At 45.7% G+C, this 24,363-nt stretch carries 20 protein-coding genes and 3 tRNA genes; 20 read left to right on the top strand and 3 right to left on the bottom strand.

Going from position 1 to position 24,363, the window contains the following annotated elements:
- Window positions 1–271: 271 nt before the first annotated feature.
- The 11 genes from dnaN to AC9UES_RS00230 all read left to right on the top strand — a co-directional run bounded on the left by dnaN (window position 272) and on the right by AC9UES_RS00230 (window position 11,194).
- The gene (gene dnaN, locus AC9UES_RS00280; RefSeq protein ID WP_509525471.1) at window positions 272–1,414 is read left to right on the top strand and encodes a DNA polymerase III subunit beta; all 1,143 of its coding nucleotides are present in this window, start codon (window positions 272–274) and stop codon (window positions 1,412–1,414) included.
- A gap of 27 nt (window positions 1,415–1,441) precedes the next feature.
- Window positions 1,442–2,605: a DNA replication/repair protein RecF gene (gene recF, locus AC9UES_RS00275; RefSeq protein WP_509525469.1), complete on the top strand. Its 1,164-nt coding sequence runs from the start codon at window positions 1,442–1,444 to the stop codon at window positions 2,603–2,605.
- Complete coding sequence (locus AC9UES_RS00270; RefSeq protein WP_509525467.1) at window positions 2,598–3,083, top strand: DciA family protein; 486 nt, start codon at window positions 2,598–2,600, stop codon at window positions 3,081–3,083. Before recF ends, AC9UES_RS00270 begins: the two co-directional genes overlap by 8 nt.
- A 123-nt stretch (window positions 3,084–3,206) precedes the next feature.
- On the top strand, window positions 3,207–5,267 hold the full coding sequence (gene gyrB, locus AC9UES_RS00265; RefSeq protein WP_509525466.1) for a DNA topoisomerase (ATP-hydrolyzing) subunit B: 2,061 nt from the start codon (window positions 3,207–3,209) through the stop codon (window positions 5,265–5,267).
- A 15-nt stretch (window positions 5,268–5,282) separates the two neighbouring features.
- Window positions 5,283–7,781: a DNA gyrase subunit A gene (gyrA, locus tag AC9UES_RS00260; protein ID WP_509525464.1), complete on the top strand. Its 2,499-nt coding sequence runs from the start codon at window positions 5,283–5,285 to the stop codon at window positions 7,779–7,781.
- Window positions 7,774–8,211, top strand: a complete 438-nt coding sequence (locus AC9UES_RS00255) for a DUF3566 domain-containing protein (RefSeq protein ID WP_509525462.1) — start codon at window positions 7,774–7,776, stop codon at window positions 8,209–8,211. The genes gyrA and AC9UES_RS00255 overlap by 8 nt, the downstream gene beginning before the upstream one ends.
- A 71-nt stretch (window positions 8,212–8,282) precedes the next feature.
- A tRNA-Ile gene (locus AC9UES_RS00250) sits at window positions 8,283–8,359 on the top strand.
- Between the two features lie 60 nt (window positions 8,360–8,419).
- A tRNA-Ala gene (locus AC9UES_RS00245) sits at window positions 8,420–8,492 on the top strand.
- A gap of 145 nt (window positions 8,493–8,637) precedes the next feature.
- Window positions 8,638–9,366, top strand: coding sequence for a Rossmann-fold NAD(P)-binding domain-containing protein (locus AC9UES_RS00240; protein WP_509525460.1), 729 nt, complete (start codon window positions 8,638–8,640; stop codon window positions 9,364–9,366).
- On the top strand, window positions 9,359–10,312 hold the full coding sequence (locus AC9UES_RS00235; protein WP_509525457.1) for a glycosyltransferase domain-containing protein: 954 nt from the start codon (window positions 9,359–9,361) through the stop codon (window positions 10,310–10,312). Before AC9UES_RS00240 ends, AC9UES_RS00235 begins: the two co-directional genes overlap by 8 nt.
- 72 nt (window positions 10,313–10,384) lie before the next feature.
- Window positions 10,385–11,194, top strand: a complete 810-nt coding sequence (locus tag AC9UES_RS00230; RefSeq protein WP_509525455.1) for an ATP-grasp fold amidoligase family protein — start codon at window positions 10,385–10,387, stop codon at window positions 11,192–11,194.
- A gap of 204 nt (window positions 11,195–11,398) precedes the next feature.
- On the opposite strand, the gene AC9UES_RS00225 is transcribed toward AC9UES_RS00230, so the two are convergent.
- Complete coding sequence (locus AC9UES_RS00225) at window positions 11,399–12,958, bottom strand: hypothetical protein (RefSeq protein ID WP_509525453.1); 1,560 nt, start codon at window positions 12,956–12,958, stop codon at window positions 11,399–11,401.
- 677 nt (window positions 12,959–13,635) lie between these two features.
- On the opposite strand from AC9UES_RS00225, the gene AC9UES_RS00220 reads away from it, so the two are divergent.
- Window positions 13,636–13,708: transfer RNA gene (locus AC9UES_RS00220), tRNA-Arg, on the top strand.
- A gap of 40 nt (window positions 13,709–13,748) precedes the next feature.
- Here AC9UES_RS00220 and AC9UES_RS00215 read toward each other — a convergent pair.
- Window positions 13,749–14,690, bottom strand: coding sequence for an ATP-grasp fold amidoligase family protein (locus tag AC9UES_RS00215; protein ID WP_509525450.1), 942 nt, complete (start codon window positions 14,688–14,690; stop codon window positions 13,749–13,751).
- 114 nt (window positions 14,691–14,804) lie between these two features.
- Here AC9UES_RS00215 and AC9UES_RS00210 point away from each other — a divergent pair, with 114 nt between their 5' ends.
- Window positions 14,805–15,185, top strand: coding sequence for a Cif family virulence factor (locus AC9UES_RS00210; protein WP_509525447.1), 381 nt, complete (start codon window positions 14,805–14,807; stop codon window positions 15,183–15,185).
- Between the two features lie 618 nt (window positions 15,186–15,803).
- Here AC9UES_RS00210 and AC9UES_RS00205 read toward each other — a convergent pair.
- Window positions 15,804–16,460 carry a class I SAM-dependent methyltransferase gene (locus AC9UES_RS00205; protein ID WP_509525444.1) on the bottom strand — a complete coding sequence of 219 codons (657 nt, stop codon included), beginning with the start codon at window positions 16,458–16,460 and terminating at the stop codon, window positions 15,804–15,806.
- Between the two features lie 423 nt (window positions 16,461–16,883).
- Between AC9UES_RS00205 and AC9UES_RS00200 the strand changes: the two genes are divergently transcribed.
- From AC9UES_RS00200 to AC9UES_RS00170, 7 genes are all read left to right on the top strand, one after another.
- The gene (locus AC9UES_RS00200; protein WP_509525441.1) at window positions 16,884–17,108 is read left to right on the top strand and encodes a hypothetical protein; all 225 of its coding nucleotides are present in this window, start codon (window positions 16,884–16,886) and stop codon (window positions 17,106–17,108) included.
- Between the two features lie 60 nt (window positions 17,109–17,168).
- On the top strand, window positions 17,169–17,666 hold the full coding sequence (locus AC9UES_RS00195; protein ID WP_509525439.1) for a hypothetical protein: 498 nt from the start codon (window positions 17,169–17,171) through the stop codon (window positions 17,664–17,666).
- 282 nt (window positions 17,667–17,948) lie between these two features.
- Window positions 17,949–19,511 (top strand): glycosyltransferase, encoded by a 1,563-nt coding sequence (locus tag AC9UES_RS00190; RefSeq protein WP_509525436.1) that lies wholly within the window; start codon window positions 17,949–17,951, stop codon window positions 19,509–19,511.
- 222 nt (window positions 19,512–19,733) lie between these two features.
- A complete protein-coding gene (locus AC9UES_RS00185; RefSeq protein WP_509525434.1) occupies window positions 19,734–20,924 on the top strand; it encodes a nucleotide sugar dehydrogenase in 1,191 nt (396 codons plus the stop codon).
- A complete protein-coding gene (locus AC9UES_RS00180) occupies window positions 20,921–21,670 on the top strand; it encodes a glycosyltransferase (RefSeq protein WP_509525431.1) in 750 nt (249 codons plus the stop codon). The genes AC9UES_RS00185 and AC9UES_RS00180 overlap by 4 nt, the downstream gene beginning before the upstream one ends.
- Complete coding sequence (locus tag AC9UES_RS00175; protein WP_509525429.1) at window positions 21,670–22,692, top strand: NAD-dependent epimerase/dehydratase family protein; 1,023 nt, start codon at window positions 21,670–21,672, stop codon at window positions 22,690–22,692. Before AC9UES_RS00180 ends, AC9UES_RS00175 begins: the two co-directional genes overlap by 1 nt.
- A 57-nt stretch (window positions 22,693–22,749) precedes the next feature.
- Complete coding sequence (locus tag AC9UES_RS00170) at window positions 22,750–24,363, top strand: hypothetical protein (RefSeq protein WP_509525427.1); 1,614 nt, start codon at window positions 22,750–22,752, stop codon at window positions 24,361–24,363.

Genomic DNA, 24,363 nt, shown 5'->3' with positions numbered 1-24,363 from the left:
GATTTAAGGCCAAAAACCAACCCTGTGGACAGTTAAAGTCAACAGGATAGGTGCTTATACACAGGTTTATCCACAACTGTGTAAACAAGTTTCAAAGATGTAGTTTCTTAGGAAATAAAGGGATGTAGCTAGTTATCCACAGTTTCAACAAGGGTTAATGTGATTATTACTTAAATAGCTTCTAAGTAGATCTATAACCCTTATAAAACTACTGGTCTAAAACCATTATAAAAATGTGCCAAGATTGAAGACCTACTAGGAGGGGAACCAATTGAAGTTTCAAGTCAATAAAGACGTACTAAACGAGGCTGTGTCGTTTGCGGTGAGATTACTCCCTCAAAGAACCACCCTCCCAATCCTTAGTGGAATCCTTATCGAGGCAGATGCTAGTAACCTCCGGTTATCGGTCTTTGACTACGACACCTCAGCCCAGGTAGAAATAGCGGCCAAAATAGAACAGTCTGGCAGGGTGTTAGTTTCTGGTCGCCTTCTAGCCGAGATCGTAAATAAACTCCCCAACTCAGTTGTTGATTTTGCAACCGATGGGTCAAAAGTTCAAGTGAATTGTGGCTCAGCCAAATTCTCACTGCTAACCATGCCAATTGATGAGTATCCAACACTTCCAGCGATTCCGGAAACTTCAGGTCAAGTTTCTGGTGAAGACTTCGCTTCTGCCATTTCCCAGATTTCTGTTGCGGCTTCCAAAGAGGATGTGACACCAGTTCTCACAACAGTTCTACTTGAAACCTCGAGTGACAACATTTCTCTTGTAGCAACAGATCGTTACCGTGTGGCGGTTCAAGATATCCCTTGGAAGTCAAAAACCCCTGGTGCTAATCAGACAGCATTAATTCCAGCAAAAACCCTGCAGGAAATCGCCAAGACATTTGCTAACCAAGGGGAAGTTTCAATTTCAATTAACCCATCTGATGAGAAAGATTTGATTGCTTTTAAGGCAAACAATCGCTCCGTTACTTCAAGACTTATCAAAGGAAACTTTCCCGCAGTAAAAACCTTATTCCCGGAAAAGATTGAAAACTTCGCGATCATCAACACGCAGGATTTACTAGATTCAACCAAGCGAGTTTCCCTGGTGCTAGAACGAGAAAGTCCAATCAAGTACGTATTCAGCTCAACTTCCTTGAATCTAGAGGCCGCTGGCGGCGAAACCGCCCAAGCCTCTGAAAGCATTGATGTTCAAGTCACCGGTCCAGATGTAACAGTTTCTCTAAAGCCACAATTCTTGATAGATGGTTTAGCTGGTGTTAAGACTGAGTTTGTGAAAATTGGCTTTACCAATAGCGACAACCCAAATAGACCAAGTCCAGTTCTAATTACCAACCACCAGGCAAAAGAAAAATCGGCTAGCGATAGCTACATGTATCTTTTGCAACCAAATCTTCTTGGCCGCTAAAAAGACAAATAAAGCTCTCTCGAGAAGATGTTTGCAAAGCGAGTAAAACTCACCAACTTTAGAAACTACGAGTCAGCAGACATTGAGTTTACTTCCGGTGTAAATCTGATCTACGGCCCAAACGGCCAAGGAAAAACCAACCTGGTTGAAGCCCTGAATTTCTTTGCCGCGCTGGATTCACATCGAGTGGCTGGGCACACCCCACTAATCAAGCAGGGTAAATCAACTGCGATTATCTCCCTTGAGTTATCTCATGAAAGCAGGGACTTACTTCTCGAGTATGAGATCAACGCAGATTCATCAAACAGGGCCAGACTCAATAAGTCTGAGGTTGCCAAAACCAAAGACATACTGGGTTACCTGAACTCAGTAATCTTTGCCCCCGAAGACCTAGACATAGTAAAGCGCGACCCAAGTAACAGAAGGGCTTTTCTAGACCAACTGATTGTTCAGTTCAACCCCCGGATGCAAGGTGTTTATGCCGATTATGACCGTGTTCTAAAACAAAGAAACACCCTCTTGAAATCTGCCAGAGCCACTGGCACTAAGGGAGATGCTTTATCCACCTTGGATGCCTGGGATCAAGCACTGGTTAAAAACGGAACCGAAATCATCGCTACACGAGTTGCCATAACCGAGAAACTCTCACCACCACTTGTGACCAACTACCAAAACATCGCCAAAAGCAATAACGAACCGGGCATGTTTATTCGATCTTCAGTGGTGGAATCAAGCAAGCTTGATCAAGATGATCTTGAGACTCAGGATGCTCTAGATACAACTAATAAAGAAGAAATCTCCCATTTGTTCCAGCAAAAACTGTCTCTCCTTCGCCAAAAGGAACTTGAGCGCGGCATCACACTAGTTGGCCCACACCGCGACGATCTTCAGCTAAACCTCGGCTCCCTTCCTGCAAAAGGTTATGCAAGCCATGGGGAGAGTTGGTCCTACGCTCTTTCCCTCAAGCTCGCATCGCTTGAGATTCTAAAAAGCGAATCAAAGCTAGGGGATCCAATCTTGATTCTCGACGACGTGTTTGCTGAGCTAGATAAAGACCGCAGAGAGAAACTTTCGGACCTAGTGCAGCAAAATGAACAGGTGCTAATCACAGCCGCGGTAATAGAGGATGTCCCCAACAATTTGCTTGCCAACAAGTTTCAAGTGGAGTCTGGGAAGGTGACACATGCCTGAAGACAACAGCTTTGCAGTCGACTTCTATTACGCCATGAAGGCTGCCGTTACCGGCAGGGTATCCAGGGACCAGAAGCGAATCATAGAAAAGAAGAAAATTCGCTCCAAACCCTTTGATTCTGGTCGTGACCCGGTCCCGGCGGGAAATACCATCGACTCTCTAATGCATGATTTTCGTTGGCAATCGCAGCTAGAGGAAGCGGAGCTATTTGTTCGCTGGGGGGAAATTGTGGGTGAAATTAACGCAAAGAATTCACAACCTGAAACCTTGAATAATGGCAAGTTAACAATTCGCTGTAAATCGACCGCTTGGGCTACCGAATTGCGTCTGATGCAAAATCAGATTTTGGAGAAAATCGAGGCTGCATTTCCAGAGCTAAAAATCTCCAATATTTCCTTCATTGGTCCAGACGCACCAAGTTGGAAAAAAGGCTCAAGATCAGTTCCTGGTCGAGGACCAAGAGACACCTACGGATAGATTTCCCTAACCTTGAAAATTTGCTCTTTAGACAAGGTAAAATAGAAACGTTAGCAAACCCGAATTTAAGTCGCATTGCGCTGTTATGTGGAACTAACTCGTTACTAGAGGAGCATTTCGTAAATGGCAGTGAAGAAAGAACCGGCAAAAAAAGCAACAAAGGCCGTGAAAGCACCAGCCAAAGCTGCTCCCAAAACAACACAAAAAGTAGCGACAAAACCAAAATCTGAAAAAGAAACCAAACCCAAATCTTCCTCAAAATCCGGCTATGACGCCGGAAGCATTCAAGTTCTCGAGGGATTAGAAGCTGTTCGCAAGAGACCAGGAATGTATATCGGATCTACTGGTCCACGCGGACTTCACCATCTTGTTTACGAAATCGTGGACAACTCTGTTGACGAAGCACTTGCTGGGCACTGCGATGAAATCAATGTCTTTATAACCAAAAAAGGTTGGATCAAGGTAGTCGACAATGGTCGAGGTATCCCAGTTGATATGCACCCGGTTGAGAAAAAACCTGCCGTTGAAGTTGTACTAACTGTGTTGCACGCTGGTGGAAAATTTGGCGGTGGCGGCTACGCGGTCTCCGGTGGACTACACGGTGTAGGTGCATCGGTTGTGAACGCCTTATCGACTGATCTAAAAGTACAGGTAGCAAGAGACGGGTTCCTATGGAGCCAGGAATATAAGATTGGTGTTCCACAAGCATCACTTGTAAAGGGCAAGAAAGCCGACTACACCGGAACCACAATCGAATTTAAACCAGACGGATCAATTTTTGAAACAGTCGAGTTCGAATACGAAACATTAAGAGCAAGATTCCAACAGATGGCTTTCCTGAATAAGGGTCTTGGAATAACCCTTACCGACGAGCGAAACGACAAAACTGACAGCTACAAATACACTCGCGGTCTTGTTGACTATGTAGAGTTTCTAAACGCATCAAAGAAGATTGAAATCGTCCACGCCGAGATCATTTCTTTAGAGGCCGAGACCTCCAAGAAAGACATGTCTATTGAGGTGGCGATGCAGTGGACTAACGCCTATACCGAGTCTGTTCACACCTACGCAAACACCATTAATACCCACGAGGGCGGCACCCACGAAGAGGGCTTCAGGACAGCAATTACTTCGCTACTGAATAAGTACGCCAGATCCAACAACCTTCTAAAGGAGAAGGACGAGAACCTCTCCGGTGACGATGTTCGTGAGGGTTTGACCGCGGTTATATCAATCAAGCTTTCTGAGCCTCAGTTTGAGGGCCAAACCAAGACCAAACTTGGAAACACAGAGGCTAAGACGTTCACTCAGAAAATAGTCAACGATCAACTAGGTGACTGGTTTGAGCGTAACCCCCAATCTGCAAAAGAAATCATCCGCAAAGCAATCCAAGCTGCGGCTGCTCGAATGGCTGCAAGAAAAGCGCGCGAAGCAACCAGAAGAAAAGGTCTTTTGGAATCTGGCGGAATGCCAGGAAAACTTCGCGACTGCTCTTCAAGAGACCCTGCACTTTCTGAAATTTACATCGTAGAGGGTGACTCCGCGGGCGGTTCTGCAGTTAGCGGTAGGGACCCAGAGCACCAAGCAATCTTGCCGCTTCGCGGAAAGATTCTGAATGTTGAGAAGGCGCGACTGGACAGGGCGCTCGCGAATACTGAAGTGCAAGCACTTATTGCTGCCTTTGGAACGGGAATCGGTGAAGAGTTTGATGTATCGAAGATCAGATACCACAAGTGCATCTTGATGGCCGATGCTGATGTCGACGGCCAGCACATCCGAACCTTGCTCCTTACTTTGCTATTTAGATACATGAGACCACTTATTGAACACGGCTACGTCTATCTTGCTCAACCGCCGCTTTATCGAATCAAGTGGACAAATGCTGAGCATGAGTATGTATACACAGACCAAGAGCGCGATCTTCGACTCAAAGAAGGCGAAAAAGCTGGAAGAAGAATTCCAAAAGAGAACTCCATCCAGCGCTATAAAGGTCTTGGCGAGATGGACTACGACGAGCTTTGGGCAACCACCATGGACCCGGCCAGAAGAACCCTGCTACAAGTAACCCTCGATGACGCAGCCCTTGCGGACGAAGTTTTCTCGACACTGATGGGTGAGGACGTTGAGGCCAGAAGATCATTTATCCAGAAAAACGCAAAAGATGTTCGTTTCCTAGATATCTAGGAGAGAAAGAAAACCATGGCAGATAAGACAGAAGCACCAGAGCCTCGTATGGACCACGTTGAGCAGGTAGACCTACAAGTAGAGATGCAGCGAAGCTACCTCGACTACGCCATGAGCGTCATTGTCGGACGCGCGTTACCGGATGTTAGAGACGGACTAAAGCCAGTCCACCGCAGAGTTTTGTATGCGATGTATGACGGGGGATACCGACCAGACAAACAGTTCTCAAAGTGCTCTCGTGTTGTCGGTGACGTTATGGGTCAGTACCACCCGCACGGTGACACCGCTATTTATGACACCTTGGTAAGACTTGTTCAATCTTGGAACCTTCGTTATCCACTTGTTCTTGGACAAGGAAACTTTGGGTCTCCTGGAAACGACCCCGCAGCTGCTCCTAGATATACCGAATGCAAGATGGCTCCACTTGCCATGGAGATGGTTCGTGACATCGACGAAGACACAGTTGATTTCCAAGATAACTACGACGGTAGAACTCAAGAGCCAACAATCCTGCCAAGCAGGATCCCAAATCTTTTAATAAATGGTTCAATTGGTATTGCCGTTGGTATGGCCACCAACATTCCTCCTCACAATCTGCGCGAGGTCGCCGAGGGCGCGATCTGGTATCTGGAGAACCCAGAGGCTACCGAAGAAGAATTACTATCCGCATTGATGCAACGCATCAAGGGCCCAGACTTTCCAACCGGTGCAGAAATCATCGGTCGTCGAGGTATCGAAGACGCGTACCGCACTGGCCGTGGTTCGATCACCATGCGAGCAATCGTAAACGTCGAAGAACTTCAGGGAAGAACCTGTCTTGTTGTTACCGAGCTTCCATATCAAGTAAACCCTGACAACCTGGCTCAAAAAATTGCAGAGCTAGTCAAAGAAGGAAAGCTAAGCGGAATCGCAGACATCAGAGACGAAACCTCTGGTCGTACCGGGCAGAGACTAATCGTTGTCCTAAAGCGAGATGCTGTTGCAAGAGTTGTTCTAAACAACTTGTATAAGTACACCCAACTAAGAGATAACTTCAGTGCCAACATGTTGGCACTTGTCGACGGTGTCCCAAGGACACTCTCTCTGGATGGCTTCATTTCTCACTGGGTAAACCACCAGGTCGATGTGATTGTCAGAAGAACTAACTTCAGACTTAAAAAGGCTGAAGAAAGAGCTCATATCCTTCGTGGTTACCTAAAGGCCCTTGATGCACTCGACGCCGTCATCGCCCTTATTCGAAAGAGTGAGAACGCGGATGTTGCCAAAGAGGGCTTGATGAAGCTCCTCAAGATTGATGAGCTGCAAGCTCGTGCAATTTTGAACATGCAGCTACGTCAACTTGCTGCCCTTGAGCGCCAAAGGATAATCGACGAAGCAGCTGCCTTAGAGCTTGAAATAAAGGATTACAAAGCCATCATCGCGAGCCCTAAGAAACAGCGCGAAATCATAAAAACTGAATTGGTTGAGGTTGTTGAGAAGCACGGCGATGAGCGACGCTCCCAAATTCAATCCGGTGGCGATGACGATGTCTCTACCGAAGATCTAATTCCTGTAGAGGAAATGGTTATTACTGTCACCCGCGGTGGTTACATCAAGCGAACCAAGAGCACCAATTACCGCAGCCAACACCGTGGAGGTAAGGGCGTCAAGGGAGCATCGCTCAGAGCAGACGATGTAGTACTTCACTTCTTTGTTACCACTACTCACCATTGGCTGTTGTTCTTCACCAATAAAGGTCGTGTTTACCGAGCCAAGGCTTATGAAGTTCAGGAAGCAGGGCGTGACGCAAAGGGGCAGCATGTTGCGAACTTGTTGGCTTTGCAACCAGATGAGCAGATCGCATCGATCCTGGATATCAGAGATTACAACCAAGCCCCTTACCTTGTTCTCGCAACAAAGTCGGGGCTGGTGAAGAAAACAGAACTTGAGTCTTACGACACCCCAAGATCTGGTGGAATCATCGCCATCAAGCTAAAAGGCAACGACGAAGTTATCTCGGCCATGTTGGTTTCAGAATCAGATGACCTATTGCTGGTTTCACGCAAGGGCATGTCAATTAGATTCTCCGCATCTGATGAATCACTTCGCCCAATGGGTCGTGACACATCAGGAAACATCGGTATGAACTTCCGCAAGGGCGACGAATTGTTGTCCGCAACGGTTATCAACGACATCGCTGATTCTTACGTATTTATAGCCACCGAAGGTGGCTATGCCAAGCGAACTGCCGTGGATCAATATCGCCCACAAAACCGCGGTGGTTTGGGCATCAAGGTAGCCAAACTAGAGGAAAAACGCGGTGATTTAGTGGGTGCCATCATCTGCTCTGAAGCCGACGAGGTGCTAGTTGTGCTCGCTAGCGGTAAAGTTGTCAGGTCCGCTGTTAGCGAGGTACCGGCCAAGGGCCGGGACACCATGGGAGTGGTGTTTGCCAGATTTGACGAGGCGGACTCAGTTATAGGACTAGCAAAAAACTCAGAGCGCAACTTGGAAGGTTCAATAGAGAATGAGTGAAGCCCCGTCAAGGAAATCGAAACTGAAATCTCTAAGCAGATTTAAGCTCCGCCCAAACCCAAGCGCAGACCAAAAAAGAGTGAAACTAAGGCTTGTGAACATCGAAGTTTGGTCAGCGGCCAAGGCAGGGTTTTTTGTAACCGTTGCTGCGGGAGTCGCAACAATAGTTGGTTTCCTTGCCATGTGGCTTGTAGTGGGTCAGCTGGGCTTGTTTGCTTCCTTTAACACGCTGCTAGCAGGTGCCTTTGGTGATGGTGGAGTTGACATCGAACAAGAGCTTTCTTTACCCCGAGTTATGTCTTTTGCTTTTGGTTTCTCAATTTTCAACGTATTCGTAGGAACATCTTTGGCAACTGTTTACGCCATGATCTTCAATGTAATTGGCAAGATTACTGGCGGTATTGCGGTTAGCTTCACAAGCAACAACTAGATTCACAACTGGTTTGGCTTCAAGCGGTTTGAGCATTGTTTTTGAATGTATTAGACTCAATGAAGCTCTATGGGCCTATAGCTCAGGTGGTTAGAGCGCTTCACTGATAATGAAGAGGTCGGAGGTTCAAGTCCTCCTAGGCCCACCAGGGAGCATCTCTTCATTAGAGGTGATGGTTCCGACCAAGAAATACCAGATCTAACGATCCGGGGACTTAGCTCAGTTGGTAGAGCACCTGCTTTGCAAGCAGGGGGTCAGGGGTTCGACCCCCCTAGTCTCCACAAAAGTATTCCTGCAGCCCAAAACCCACATTGAATAAACTTAAGGTAGCCTTTGTTTGGGGAATAACCCGGGGTCGTAAATAGGACCATTGTTTTGACAAATACTCAAATTGGAATTGTCGGCTACGGCGTTCTTGGAAATAGAATGCACAAACTTTTCCCCAACGCTCTAATATTTGATAAATATAGTGGCCGAAAAGAAGATCTTTCAGGTTGTGATTTGGCTTTCATCGCAGTGCCAACCGATCTTTCTGGCCCAGCTTTAAACGAAACAGAAATAGAGGACGCTGTACGAAATTGCGGAGCCCGCGTCTTAGTTATTCGATCCGCCACCAATCCAGGGTTTGCGGACCGAATGGTCAAGAAATACAACAAGAGGATTGTAGTTCAGCCCGAGTATTTTGGTGAATCTGAAAACCATCCCTTCGCCGATAACAAACAACCCCCCTTCATGATTCTCGGCGGAGAACCGGAGGATAGAAGAGAAGTTATAGAGGCGTATGCCTCGGTTTACAACGCCAACATTAATATCAGGCAGGTTACGGCACTAGAGGCCGAGGTAATTAAACTCTCGGAGAATAGGGCAATCTTTTACAAACTCATGCAAGTTCAGGAGCTGTATGGAGCGTGCGAGGCCGCCGGAGTCGACTATTACACAATCAGAGACGCAGTGTATGGAGATGACCCAAGGTTTGACCTTTGGTGGACATTCGTTTATCCCGATCGCAGAGCCGCAAATAGCAAGTGCCTACCAAAGGACATTTACGCCTGGGCTTCTTGGGCTTCTAGTAACGGAGCAGACGTAAGCGCCACCAAGAGCCTACTCATGTTTAACGAAAGCCTCGCATCAACCCCCGCAGAAGTAATTGCTTGAAGACGTGGAACAAAAGCATTTAGCTGATCGACTGGTCGTCTACACGGTACTAGTTGGACAAAGGGCAGAGCTAAACAACACCCCCGAATCCTCGAGTGTAGATTTTGTATGCCTCACCGATCAGCAAGACTTAGAGTCGAACGGGTGGGAAGTTAGAAAAATTGATTCCATGTGGCCAGATGATTTTCGAAAGAGCTCGAGACACCCAAAGATAAACCCTCATTTGTATTTCAGTGAGTACTCACGATCGATTTACGTTGATTCGTCTGTTCAGCTCACCGCTGACCCGGAACAATTGTGGTCCAAATTGGTCCACTCCAATGAAGTGGTGTTTGGAGGAATACAACACTCGTTTCACCTCAACATGCTGGAGGAATTATCGTCCGTTTCGCATTTGGGCTTTGAAGCCAACGCTGTTCTAAAGACTCAACTGAAATTCTCAATTGCCACGTTCCCCGAATATCTTTCCTGTAGACCCACTTGGGGCGGAATCTTGGCGCGTAGACACAATCAATCGGACTGCATTTCTGCGATGAAAGTTTGGTTTTCGATTCTGACCGAGCATTCCAAAAGAGACCAATTGTCACTGCCTCTAGCATTACGGTCCATAAGAGGAACGCAGTTTCAATTGTCATTCTTGGACAACCGCGAATCCCAATACCACCAATGGCCAGTTGGTGGCTACGTGAAAAGTCAGGATTACATAAAGAGCAACCCAGAAAGTTTGGGTTTAGGAGTCCTAGACCCCCTAGGGGTTGACCCTTTACCAATTAACTCTTTTCATGCACACGCAGAACGGGACGCCATCATTGCAGAACGGGACGCCATCATTGCAGAACGGGACGCAATTCTCAAAACAAAACTCTGGAGATGGACAAAAGGCATAAGGCAATTAGTCTCTGGTTCGAAATTTAGCACTAGATCAAAACTAAAAAAAGAGAAATAATCCGCCTATAAAGCACTACAGAGTAATCACCCAGAGCCAGGGAACACAATCCAGTCAAAGATTTTTTACAAGATGGCCTGGGATCGGAACCCAAAGATACGAATTTATGCAGATAAGTGGCTAGTGCGGAAATACATAAGAGATAAGGTCGGCGAGGAATACCTGGTGCCTCTACTAGGTGTTTATCGAAGACCATCTGCCATAGATTACGCAAATCTTCCCGAAGAGTTTGTACTCAAGGTAAACCATGGCAGCGGAGGTGTCATAGTTGTATCCAATTCAGCACCAGAAGAAAATAGGCTACCAATTGACATCAATTCAGTTGGTTGGCAGCGTTTTCAAGTTCAACCCGAGAACTTCTCTCCAGATATCGCTGAAAAACTTCTAAATCGTTGGATCAAGATGGACTACGAATGGTGGCTCGGGCGCAACCCTGAATGGGCATACAAAAACATAAAACGTCGAATTTTGGTAGAAGAGCTCATGGTATCTAAGGGAGACTCAGGCCTAACCGAGTTTAAGATTTACTGCTTCGATGGGAATCCACAAATAATTGTGAAGCAAGCGGGATCAGTTTCGGAAAAGTCTAACGCGTACTATCATGCAAATTGGCAATGGATAGAAGCAAGTTACCTTGAAAAAGGAACCCCTTGGAGCAAAATACAACCAGAGGACCCGCCCAAAAACTTAGAAAAATTGATTAAAATTTCCAAAAAACTATCTATCGAAACCGATTTCATCAGAGTCGACTTCATTGAAGACGGTTTTGGATCGTTGAGGGTCGGTGAACTTACTAACTACCCCACTTCTGGGCAAATGGAATATACACCTAAGGACTACGCTCTGCTTCTAGGTAAAGACTGGAATCCTAGCTACCGGTAAAAGGCATTCAGTAATGCGAACGATTTGCCAAAAAGCGCTGATCTAAACTGGCAATTATGTTTCACCCAGAGCGCGTGTTAGCCCGTTTCCCAACAAAAAATCCAAAATCCTACATTGGCTGAAATGGAATCTGAGATCGAAGTCATACCGCAAACTTTCGGTATCTTTAGAGTCCTAAAACAAGAAGCGGAATAGCGTCACCCGCTAAAAGCAACCAAAAAAAACGTTACCAAAGCTTCTCGATGCGGGCCAGATACGAATCTTTAGAGCCCCGGCGGCGGGGGGCAAAGCAAAGAAATATTCTCTAAGAAATAACTCCTGCCCCAAAGAGTCAATTCGGCGGTCCAGCAGGGCTAACCCGTTTGAAGTGTCGAGAACCGTCACTTGGCCCGTTAGGATTTCCCGTCCCTCGACGCGGATGATTACGTCTTGGGAACCAATTGGGCAGGGAATACTGTACAGTTGCTCACTTTCCGGGACAAGACTCTCTTCCAAGCGGGCCGGTTTCAAATTGAGCTGGCTTTCCGGATTACCAAATTCAAGAGCCCAGAAATGACCGGGCCAATATGGGTTGGCCTCAAATAGGACCGATCCCTCTGAGCTAATTCGCACGGCGGACAGGTATCCGTCGGCCCCGATAGGTAGTATTTCGAGCCGAAATCCCCATATAGTTATGGCAAGTACCATAACGGGCGCCAGAGCTTTGTAAGAAAAAGACGTCAGTCCAAAAACATAAACTGATGTTAGAGCAAGAAGTATAAAGTTGTATCTATTCGCAGAAGATAATATCGCCGATAAGCCTTGGCCACCGAAAAGATAGATGTTGGAAATTGTTAGCAGCAATACGCCAATCGGTAAAAAAGCAGTTTGACGTGATGGCGAATCAAGGGAAAATCTCAGACTCTCTTTACGCTTTATGAATACAATCCATGCTGACAATGACCCAAGACCAAATAAAAAGATGGCCGCATTCGTGGGGTCAGATCCCGCAAACAGACTCACTAGATACTCTGTGACTTCCAGAGGGTCGAACACACCACCGACCGTTGATGTCAATCGACTTGATTGCGCAAAAAGACAAGCCTGTACTACTGCTGTGGCAAAAAGGGGCGCATCAAGAAAACTTATAATCTCCCTCCCCCGAGACAGAGAAAGAAATAAAATCCGACTAGCAAGCACAAAAATGGAAAAAGGACCTGTCAGACCTAGCACAACCACGCCTACAACTGTTAGGGCGAGCCAGATTTTGTGAACGCGGGACAGTGATCGAAGAATCGGCGGGCTGTAAAGAAGAAACAAACTCGCCCCCAATAACCACTGCGAGTTGGTTAAGTTGAAGAAAACCTCCGATGTCGGAATTAGTGGAACCAGCACAAAAATCCAGAGGGCTTTTCTGGGAGAAACCCCTAGACGAAGGAGGTAAATGTAGCTAATCAAGCAAAGCGTCACAAAAGACGCAAACCATCCGAGCAAAAACACCACCTTAGAGAATTCCATGGGAAGTCCACTCGCCACGAGGGCAATCAGTCTCGGATATAAATGCAAATATCCAGCATAAGGTTGCGATAATGACCAGAGCCCCAAACCAGATTCACCTATAAAAACTGTGACGTCTTCCGCCCAAAACATGGGTAGGAGAGCTAGCTTGTCCCAAGCACGAAAAACAAGAATCATAGAAGTGACACAAACACCAAAAAGTGCCCAAAGCCAAGCCCTACCCTGATTACTAACAGGTGCAATTTTTTGGGTGTTTAGTCTATACATGGTCCACAGTATAGTTGTGAAAATTCTAAGAACGAATTATAGGGCGAATCGGATATCGATTTTGGGGCAATACACATGACGCTTGATGGAGTAACTAAACAAAGACACATGCGTAGCCAATACCCGACGAATAATCTTGTACTGTAAATCAATAGGGAAAGATTTTAACCTGCCCCGAGCAAGCCTGGAAGTCATCACGGCCTATCAGAGCGCTCCTGGTTGCGAAGAGAGCCATATTTACAGAGTAGTCTCTTCAGATGCGATCTCTGTTAAACGGTGGGCGAGACCCGAAACCAATCACAGGGCCCAACTAGGCCTTTAGTCTGATTACCGAGAGAACTTCAAAACTGTAACCCTGAAATGACTCGTTTTTAACTCGCAACACCCGCCTTGGCCAAAGTAACTAATTCACCTTACTTCCAGTCGACACAAACCCAATTGTTTGCGTAGCTATACTCTCTTCTTGTAAATCCGCAATTTGAGACAATAGGTCAGGTACCTTCCATTTACAAAGGTCAAGGAAAACTACTTAGTTAAAGCAAAATTTGCATCCAAGAGTAATTTTCAGAACAGTACAGTAGCACCAAGCCCCTGGGAATAGGCTCTAGCCACATCCTCATGAGTTTGACTAGACTGGAAAGGCTCCGGAATCGAAAACTTCCCTATTAGGGGCACCAGCGTTTGTAGCTCAACGGATAGAGCATCTGACTACGGATCAGAAGGTTGGGGGTTCGAGTCCCTCCAAGCGCACGAATTGGACAGTAAACCATCGAGCGTGATTTGTAGAAAACTAAAAATATCTGTACTGATCGGTGTCTAGCTTCAACTTCTGTCCAAAAGCCGTATTTAGGTAAGCGGGCTGAAAATTCATTTTCCCAGCCATGGGGTAATTTGTAAGCTCACCAACGATGACTCTATTGTTCCCAGGGCTGTAAAGATCCACTCTCAGGTAATCAATTCCACCTGTTAGCTTTTCAGAGACCCCGATCATCTCTTCTAGCTTCTTAGGTCTAGGAAGTAAAGATCCGGAACTCTTCAGACCATTCAACTCAAAGTTCATTGGCTCCCAGGCACTCGAGAAAATGTCAGAAGTTGTCTCTATCTCACCAGTGTTTGGATTGAAGACATTTCTCCTAATCGTGTTTATGAACTCACACTTTCCATTAAACATGTGGAATTTGTAATCAGTTGCCAGCGAACTTGAATTCTCAAACAAAACCTCTTCAATTAAATACTCTCTTGGCATGCCCTTATAGGCCCACTCCGGTATCCTGTTGCACCCCTTGTAGTGGTAATAATCCATGGCCATCCAGTGCTCGCCCAAAGTAATTAAATGCTCGTGAATGAGTTTGTCTGGAGTTATCTCAAAGCTAGTCCAAGAGACTCCCGATAAATCTTGGGGAATAACCTGCTGTGATTTCGAATCTTTACGAACTATCACCACCCCCCCAGAACCGTGGTTAACCTTGAAAACAAAATCATCAGGTAGTTTCTCAAAGGGAACTCGCCTTAAGTCTGTTCCCCAAGCATACAAAATTGGTAAATATGATTCACCAAGGATTTCACGAACGTATTTTCTTAAACCAAACTTGTCTGCAAATGTTTTGAGGATAGGGCGACGATCAAAAGCCGCCTTAAACCTGATTTTGTCATTGAAAGTCGAGGGCGACCTGCTGATTATTTTCAGGGAGGCGAACGCAAGGGCCTTTTCAATAGCATAAATCCCAAACACTGCATGATTGTATCAACCATAGGAAAATTGTGTAATTGTCGGCGACAGAATCTCATAGGTCTCTACAATTAATGTGTTCCAATAGAAGCTTGAGGAAATGGCTAAAATAAGCTCATGGACCAAAGTTCTCATATTCGTAAATGGCTGCTAACGTTTCAAAAATTCGTTCGGGAAAAAAACTTTGAAGAAGCAAAGCGACTCTACACACCGACCCCAGCCCTTTTTGGTACTCGAGTGATAGTTTCAACTGACATCGAAGAGTACTACCAATTTCAGTGGTCGAAGATATGGAACACAAGTGAAAACTTCGTAATCAGCGAAGTGGTCCACATTGGTTCTGGAATTGATTTCTCGTATGCAGCTGTTTTGTGGACTAACACTACTTTTTTGGACGATACTCAAGTAGAAAGATCAGGTAGAGCAACTTTTGTTTTCGAAATTGAAGATGGAGTCTGTCTTGCAACCCACTCTCATTTTTCAGAGTCTCCTAAGTAGTCAGATTACGTAATCTAGGCTGTCACCTAGATTACTAAACCGGCTTAAGGCCCAAACGCCTCACTGCCCCTGAAGAGAAACCACTCAATTCTCAGGTGGAGAAATAGTAAAGCTCCCCACCCTGCTCTAAGGCAGCACCAATACCTTTGTGAATAAGGTGAACTGCGATGAAACCCATTGCATCACTCAGGAGTAGTCATAAGAGCACGTAAAGAATTGCCGCTTGCCCCACAAATCGTTGTTCATTACGGATGTCCTGATTGTAATAGAGCACATGAATTATCTCCGAACCTTACAATCCTTTGCGGTTTTGAATGTTGGGTGAGAGACGGTTATCCAGTGGTTTTTGAGGCTGGACTTGCTCTTAGAGACAAAGAACATTTGACTGTTCCGGTCAACTCAAATACTTACGACTGCCAATGAAGGGCTCTTTGAATCAGAGCAACTATTCGCCAAAATCAAAATCCTGAAATACAAAATGTAAGACCATCTGACTAATGTTGAAGGTATAGAAACAAATACTTGACTGGATTGACTACGGATCAGAAGGTTGGGGGTTCGAGTCCCTCCAAGCGCACTCAAGCTAATTAATTGTCAAACTGAAAAGAAGAAGTTCGCCTATTTCGATGCGAGCACTGCAAAGGACGGGCCATTTACGTGACCGGGGTCATCAAAGCCAACCTCAAGCTTGCTAAAGCCCAGGACTTTTAGTAAATTCAGCAAATCATCTTTGTAAACCCAAGATGAGTAATTCTTGGGCCCTCCGCAAAAGCCAGCCCAGCCAAGCGCTTCTTCATAAAGTTGGGGGACTATTCGAATTTTGTGATTACCAACAGAGATGATTTGCTCTGAATAGACTAGCCACTTCGTTCCAACTTTATGGCGGACTGATTCATTCCAGAGGCTTAAGTCGGGTTCAAAATAATGAGTCCATAGGAAGATTCTGTCTGTCGCCATTGAAATATCCTTCAATAGACTGACGGGATCGGCCATGTGGTATAGAACTCCAGAAGCAAAAACTAAGTCCCACTTCCGTTTTGTTATGAAGCCACCCTCTGTAAAGTCACCGAGAACAAATTTAGCGTTCATACCCAAATAGTTTTTTGTAAGCAGGCATTTAATAAAGGCAAGCTCATTTGCCTCAACTGCCGTAACCTTCCACCCGGCTTGCTCTAATTGCCAAGTGTGGCCCCCTTCCAGAGGACCCAATTCAAGAACGTCACCGGGGGTATCTAAACTGCTTAGGCACCACTTAACTCTCTCGTCCCTAAACAAATTCGCTAAGCCTGTACTACTAATGCCCGGCACACGGCTAGACCAGGTGCCGGGGAAAAGGTGAAATGCATTTAGGTCGCTTGGTGCCTCAGAGACATATCTACTCGTAATCAACATTTACCCCCAGAAAAAAACATATGTACTTTTCATCATGTTATCCCATGCGCTACGAAAGACCTGTACTTGAAAGCTGCTCAGTGCTTGCACCTCACGGGCGCCAACATCTCACTGAGGGTCAGGGTGTCAACACAAGTAAAAACTCCACGGAATTTACTACGGATAAGAAGGTTGGGGTTTGAGCCCCTATAAGCGCTCGCAAAACGAGTAAATGAGGGCTCTCTCCATTTGTTCCGGATGTTCAATTCGGAGTTTAGATTGAATTTCACTAATGGCTACACGCCATCCTACTGCTACCTTTTTACCATGAACGATAAAAGAAATTTTCGTGAGATATTCTCTTCACACCAAGGCAAATATTCCGATAAGTGGGATTCGTACCTAGATGTTTACGACCTAGTTCTTGCGAGCCTTAGAGACAAACCAATTCGACTTCTGGAGATTGGGGTCCAAAATGGAGGAAGTCTGGAAATCTGGGATAAGTATTTTCCAGCCGCACAGAAAATTCTAGGGTGTGATGTCAACCCATAGTGTTCACTACTTCAATATTTTAATCCGAAAATCAAAATCATAATTGGCGACGCAGCTTCAGTGGAGACCAAAGAAGAAATCAAGTTAGAGTCGGGGAGTTTATCCCTGATACTCGATGACGGTTCTCATACATCTCGAGACATTATTCAAACATTTATTTCTTTGTTTCCCCTTCTTGATGCGAATGGAACCTACATGGTAGAGGACACCCACTGCTCCTACTGGCTGGAATGGGGCGGAGGACTAAACTCTGAAATTTCCTCCATTTCTTTCTTCAAGTCTTTGGCAGACGTCGTGAACTTTCAGCATTGGGGGTTGGGCGGGCTCAGAAGCGACGTATTTAGCAGATTTGGGTTCACGATTAGCCCAGAAATGGAGGAATCTTTGGGCCATATTCAATCAGTGAACTTTTTCAATTCCATTTGCGTTATCACTAAACAGAGCAGGCCAGTCAATGTCGGCCCACGGGTAGGGGCTGGAATTCTGAAGACTGTTGATCCGCTTCTAGGGGTGATAACTGATTTAGTCGTCCCAATTCAACAACCGACACCGCTATAATTAGAGTTGGGGGGGACATGAAGAACAAAAATCAACTATCTGACCAGGAAGAAAGATTCCGCCGACTTCAAGAACGGGATCTAGCAATAACCTCAATAGCCCAAGGCCTTCAAATGAGAACCCGAATCACATTCTTAGAAGAAGAAAATAGAATACTCGGCATAGGCCTTCATCACATAACTGATGAGCATCAAGCCACACTAAATACTATTTCTTGGAAGGTTACAAGACCTTTACGTGCAATTAGGGAACTCTTCAATAGAAGTCACAGGTAAGAGAAGCATGGGTCTGATAATCAAAAATCATCCGCGAGTTTCTCTTAACGACACACCAATCTTTTCGGTCATAACTCCAGTTTACAAACCTTCTCTAAATGAGCTGGAAGAGTGCCTTAAAAGTGCTATGGGACCGGGCGTAGAGCACATATTGGTTCTCGATGGAAAAACTAACGTGTCGAGCATAGCCAAGCTCAAGCGACTGGTGAAGAAATACAACGGTCGGTTTCTTGTAATGGACAAACATGTTGGAATTAGCAAGGCTACTAATTATGCCGCAAGAAATTCATCGGCTGACTTTTTTGTTTTTTTGGATCAGGATGATTTTCTCGAACCGAACTGGTTGCCAGTTTTGTCAGCAGCAAAGGAAAGCCATGATTTTCTATACTCTGACTCGTTCTTGGTTGACGAACGTAGCAACAAAATCCAAAGGCGTTATAAACCGTATTGGTCCCCGATAAGACTAATTTTCAACATGTACGCCGTTCACCTGATGGCCGTCAGGTCCTCTGTTTTTTGGAAAGTCGGGGGTTTTCGCTCAGAATTTGATGGGTCTCAGGACCACGACTTAGCTCTGCGGGTTAGTCGAGTCACGACTTCATTTAGGCACATCTCAATGCCCCTTTACAACCAGAGACAAAGCAGCACCTCAACCGCGTCTAACCCAGAAAGCAAACCTTGGGCCTATGAAGCAGGCAGAGAGGCTGCTCAGAATCACTTGGACAAAATTGGATCTACGGCCCAAGTTGAAGTACTAAAACTGTACCCAGGGGCTCTAAAAGCAGTATTCAAAGAAAGAGACTTGCCAATATCTGTAGTTATTCCAACTAAATATCAAAAAAACCCAGAAGGAAGAGTGCTGGTTGAGCTTCTCTTGGAAAGCCTGGCGCCATTTCTAAATGTCGAACTAGGTGATGAGGCCATACTGGTTCATAGTTCAGGTGAGAGTTTCCAATTTAGTGATGCTGCATTAGGAAAACCCCTTGTTTTTTCAGTACAAGACTCAGAAGAATTCAACTTTTCTAGAAGATGCAACATTGGATTTCTTACTTCAAAAAACGAAAACATTTTGTTACTAAACGATGATTTAGAATTTGGAGTTGATAATCCGCTAATACAACTAAACGGCTTACTAAAGCTCCCAAACGTAGGACTAGTGGGAGGGTTGCTGGCATTTCCTGACCACTCTATTCAGCATGGCGGCCACGCATTTCAACGAGGACTTCCCATCCACGCACATTCTAGGTCACCTTCTTTGGAACGTGGATTATATGACCTACTAATTGATAGAGAAGCAGTCGGGGTGACGGGCGCTTTAATGTTTCAAAAGAAATCTACATGGGAAGCAGTTGGTGGGTTTTCAACTCTATTTCCCTTAAACTTCAACGATGTTGACTACTGCCAAAAAATTCGCTCTCTGGGGTTGAGTGTGCTACAAGCCAATTCGGTGCTTGCAATTCATCACGAGAGCTCAACTAGGGACCCATCCGTTACTGAATTGGAAATATCGCAACTCGTACACCGGTGGGGAGACGCCATGAGTCACGATGGATTCACTATCAATCACTAGGACCCGGAAGAAAATTTCAAGTTCTCCCACCCGATGGACACCGCCAATTAGTGATTTGAGGTATCTGAAAGATACTTGACGCATCCTTGGGTCTTAAATTTCCTCACCTAGGCCGCTTCTGTACTTTTTATATGTACGCTGTGATAACTAACCTAGGCCACCTACCTGTATCGTTAGAACTAAGGTCACAAGACCACAATCTTTAGGATTTCCGGGGACCATATGAGTTTCGATGCAGTCGTTATTGGTGGGGGGGGTCACGTTGGACTTCCACTCGCGATTATGCTCTCGAGCAGAGGCGTAAAAACTGGAATCTATGACATTTCCAAATCTGTAGTCGAGGGAATAAACGCGGGAAAGATGCCTTTTTGGGAGCCTGGGGCGGAGAAACTTCTCCAGAAATCAATTGCAGCTGAAAAATTAGTCGCCACGACCGACCCATCCGTAACCGGAGAAGCGGATTCCCTGATTGTGGTTATCGGGACACCAGTTGACGAGCATCTAAATCCAGACCCCCAAGCAATCACTTTGGCTCTGGAAAGGTGTCGCCCACACCTAAGAAATGGTCAACTATTAATTCTGCGATCAACTATTTACCCAGGGGTTACAAGACAAGTTGAGCGAGAATTACAAGCTTGGGGGCTGGACATGGATGTTGCCTTCGCACCTGAAAGAATTGCCGAGCATAATGCCGTTGAGGAACTTGTAAGCCTTCCTCAGATAGTTTCGTCCAGAACACAAAGGGGTTTTGATAGAGCCTCCGAGCTATTCTCAAGAATCGCACCTGCCATTGTTCGGCTATCACCAGAAGAAGCCGAGCTAGCAAAGTTGTTTACGAATACTTGGCGATATGTGAAGTTCGCCATGGCCAATCAGTTTTACATGATGGCAGAATCCAAGGGCCTTGACTATGAGAATATTAGGTCCGCTATTAGGCAGGACTATCCGAGAGCCGCTGATGTTCCAAGCGCTGGTTTTGCCGCTGGACCCTGTTTGTTCAAAGACACAATGCAATTGGCGGCTTTCTCAGATAACAACTTCCATCTTGGCCATTCCGCCATGTTAGTAAACGAGGGGATGCCTCAATTCATCGTCTCCCAGCTTGAATCAAAATATGATTTGTTAAGCATGACGGTGGGAATTCTAGGGATGGCTTTCAAGGCTGGCTCAGACGACATTCGAAGCTCCTTGTCCTACAAACTAAAGCGGGTGCTAAAGTTTCGGGCAAAAAAAGTTCTCACAACAGACCCAATGGTGCCAACCAGTATCGACCAGGAACTGATGCCACTAGACCAGGTCTTGCAACAGGCCGACATCCTTATCTTGGCAACACCACATAGAGAATACAAAGACTTGGTAACAGACAAGCCTTTGGTAGACATGTGGGGAATAACCCCGAGGAATTTAGATTGACCACGACGCCCAGAATTTCGGTGATTATTCCTGCGTTTGAAGAAGGAGAGGGGGTTGTTGCTGGGCTTACAAACTTAAGCCAAGAAATACAGCAACCAAACGAAATTCTGGTAGTCGTGGATAACCCCAACGACTCGACCGTCGGTCCAGTAAAGAAGTTGTCTGAAGAAATTCCTTCAATTCGATTGGTAGTAAACACCTACGGCGTGGGTCCAGCAAACGCCATTCGGTATGGGATTGATCAAGCAATCGCTAACGTGGTCGTAGTCACTATGGCGGATGGTTGTGATGACCCACGGCAAGTAGGGGAGCTAGCAAACTTAGTCAGGCGTGGAGTGGTAATCGCTTCAGCTTCGAGATACATGCCGGGAGGCCAGCAGGTGGGTGGGCCACGATTAAAGCGCTTGTTGTCTAGGGTTGCCGGGAAAAGCTTTGCGTTGATTACTGGAGTCGGCACACAGGATGCAACTAACTCTTTCAAGGCATACGATAAGGATTTTGTTGACAAAGTGGGAATTCACAGTAGACATGGTTTTGAAATTGGACTTGAGTTAACTGCCAAAGCTAGGAGACTCGGATTATCTGTTGCAGAAATTCCAACTACTTGGATTGACAGGACCTTTGGGAAGTCAAATTTTAGATTAGCAAAATGGCTGCCAAGGTACCTCGGTTGGTATCTATTTGGTTTGGGGTTTCCACATCCAGACTCAACGATTCGGGCACTGATTAAGAATACGGAGAAGTGATGAAAGTACTAGTTACTGGGTCTAACGGTTTTATCGGCGGGTACATAGTCGAAGAACTGTTGAATAAAGGCTTTGAGGTAGCAGGAGTAGACAACTTCTCAAAGTACGGCAGGGTAGCAAAAAGTTATGACAGCCACCCAAACTACACGCTTCACGAGGGAGATGCCTCAGATGTTGAGTTTATGAAGTCTGTGATCGCTGATTGTGATCATTTCATAGCCGGGGCAGCCCTAATTGGCGGAATCTCTTATTTCCATACTTATGCATACGACTTACTTGCAAAGAACGAAAGAATGACTGCATCTGCCTGTGATGCGGCCATTTGGGCTCATGAGAATGGAAAGCTCAAGAAGCTTACTTACATGAGCTCCTCCATGGTTTTTGAATCGACAGATCGTTGGCCAAGTCAAGAGGGAGACCAGCTTGTAGTCCCACCACCACTTTCATCATATGGATTCCAAAAACTGGCTGTGGAGTATTTTGCCCGAGCGGCATGGGATCAGTACAAGCTCCCATACACAATAATCCGACCTTTCAACTGTGTCGGCATTGGCGAATCTAGGGCCCTTGGAGAAGTAGAGATTAAGTCAGGAAACGTAAATTTAGCCATGAGTCACGTTGTACCTGACCTAATCCAGAAAATTCTCGCAGGCCAGGATCCGGTTCACATACTTGGAACGGGAGATCAGGTACGCCATTACACCTACGGGGGAGACTTGGCCAGGGGCATCGTCATGAGCCTTGAGCACCCAGAGGCTACCAATAATGATTTCAACATGTCCACATCAGTCGGTCACACGGTAATTGAATTAGCAGAAGCCATCTGGAAAAAGATTCACGCAGTCTCAAAACCATTCAACTACGTCCTTGAATCCGGGTTTGAATATGATGTTCAAAAGCGTGTTCCAGCAACCGATAAAGCAAAGAAAATACTAGGTTTCAGTGCTGACACCGAATTGAGCACCATGCTAGACGAGGTTATCCCCTGGATAAAGTCTGCTTCTAAAGCGGGACTGGTCTAAGCGAGAAGACCCAAGGTTAGTTTCTACTGATCCCAAAAACATTTTAGAGGTAAGAAAATGATTAGCTGGCTAAGGAAAGCTCCACAAGAAGCCACTCTTCTGTTGCCTTCGCTCTTGATTGCTGTTGTGTTGCAAGTGATTTTCGCAACCGGATATCCTCTGAATATCGGTAGATCTGACAACCCCACTTATTTAGAAATGATGGTTCATGGCACATTTGGCTCATCAAATCTGATTTTGGCCCCAGGCTACAGCTATGTTCTAAGTAAAATTCTGGGAATTGGAGAAGTTTCAAAACCTTCTGCATACACTGACATTGAATGGCTCCAAAGCGTCCAATTGGGCCAGAACGTTCTTCACTTGATTCTTTTTCTTATGGCTGTGTTTTTGTTGTGGCGTCTTACAAACGCAGCCGTGGCATCTGTTTTTGTCCTCGGCACTTCCCTTTACGTCGGTTTCTGGGGTGGTCTGAATTCTGCTTCTCCAGAGTGGCTCCAGGGTGATCTTCTAATCCTGTCGTTGCTACTAGCCGCAACTGGGGGTAGACAGAAAACCGTACCTAGAGTCATTGTCTTATCGTCGATTACAGGATTAGTGTTTTCACTGGCCTATTTGGTGAAATTCAATTCTCTAGTTGTAATCTTTGGCTTGATTACGATATTTGTGTTTAGTGGGCTAAATTTCAAAAAAATAGCTCTGGGCTTAGCGGCGGCAACTATCAGCGCTCTTGCCTTTGTTTCTTTTTTTACCACTTCTTTTCACGAGCCCACCACAGGTACCAGGACTTTGAATTATGACACCGCCTGGATTCTCACATCTTCGATGGACCCTAGTTACCTGGAAAGAGATAACGAGTATCTAGGTATCGAGGCTCTTCGCTGGAAGGCACTCATTCAGCAATTACCTGAGGGTTCTTCGTTTGCGTACCGAACAATTGACACCGGTGCTTATCCCGAAGTCAAAGAGCAGGGTCTGTCATTGTGGAATGAAATCATGGCCATGAATCGAGATCAACTTATTGAAGTAACAAACGCTCGAGAGCTTCCACCGGAATACAGCCACTTCAGTCAACCAACGCCAATCTATTGGAACGTTGGACTTGCCGAAGGCGAGAAGTTAGGCCGAGCTGTGTTTCTTGAATACCTCCTTAGTAATCCTGGCCACGTTTTCAACAATATAAGTTTCGGATTATTAAGTGATTGGGGTGTTTACCAGGATGGCTTTCTTCCGGTTGAGCAAGACCCAAGAAGCCTTGTCTTGAAAGGTAGTGACCCGAATGCTAGCAATGATTTGAGTTACAGCTTTGCAGATGATTACCCACCACCATTCCAAAGTTACTGGAACCCTTCCATGTCCATAGATAAGTTTGCTTTTGATTTAGCCTCGAGCCTCGAAAAAATTCGTGTTTCCATTTTTGTTGAATACCTGCTGACGCTACTAGTTATCCCTGCGTGGTTTGTCTTGAGACGTTCTGGGCTGTCGCTTCTATTAGTTTCAGCATTACTCAGCCAGGCAGCGTTTATGGGAGCTTCTTGGATGCTAGTAGGAGTAAGGCACAAAGAGGAAGTTTCGATTCTTCCCATAACCGCACTCGTGTACTCATTGGTAATTTTTGCTATGTCAGAGTACTTTAAGGCATTCTTAGTGAGACAACGAAACAAAGTGATTTGA

Origin of the sequence: Rhodoluna sp., from assembly GCF_044232805.1 — a bacterium.
In the GTDB taxonomy this organism is placed as follows: Bacteria; Actinomycetota; Actinomycetes; order Actinomycetales; family Microbacteriaceae; genus Rhodoluna.
The sequence above is the reverse complement of the archived record's forward strand: the minus strand, read 5'-3'. Positions and strand labels throughout refer to the sequence as shown.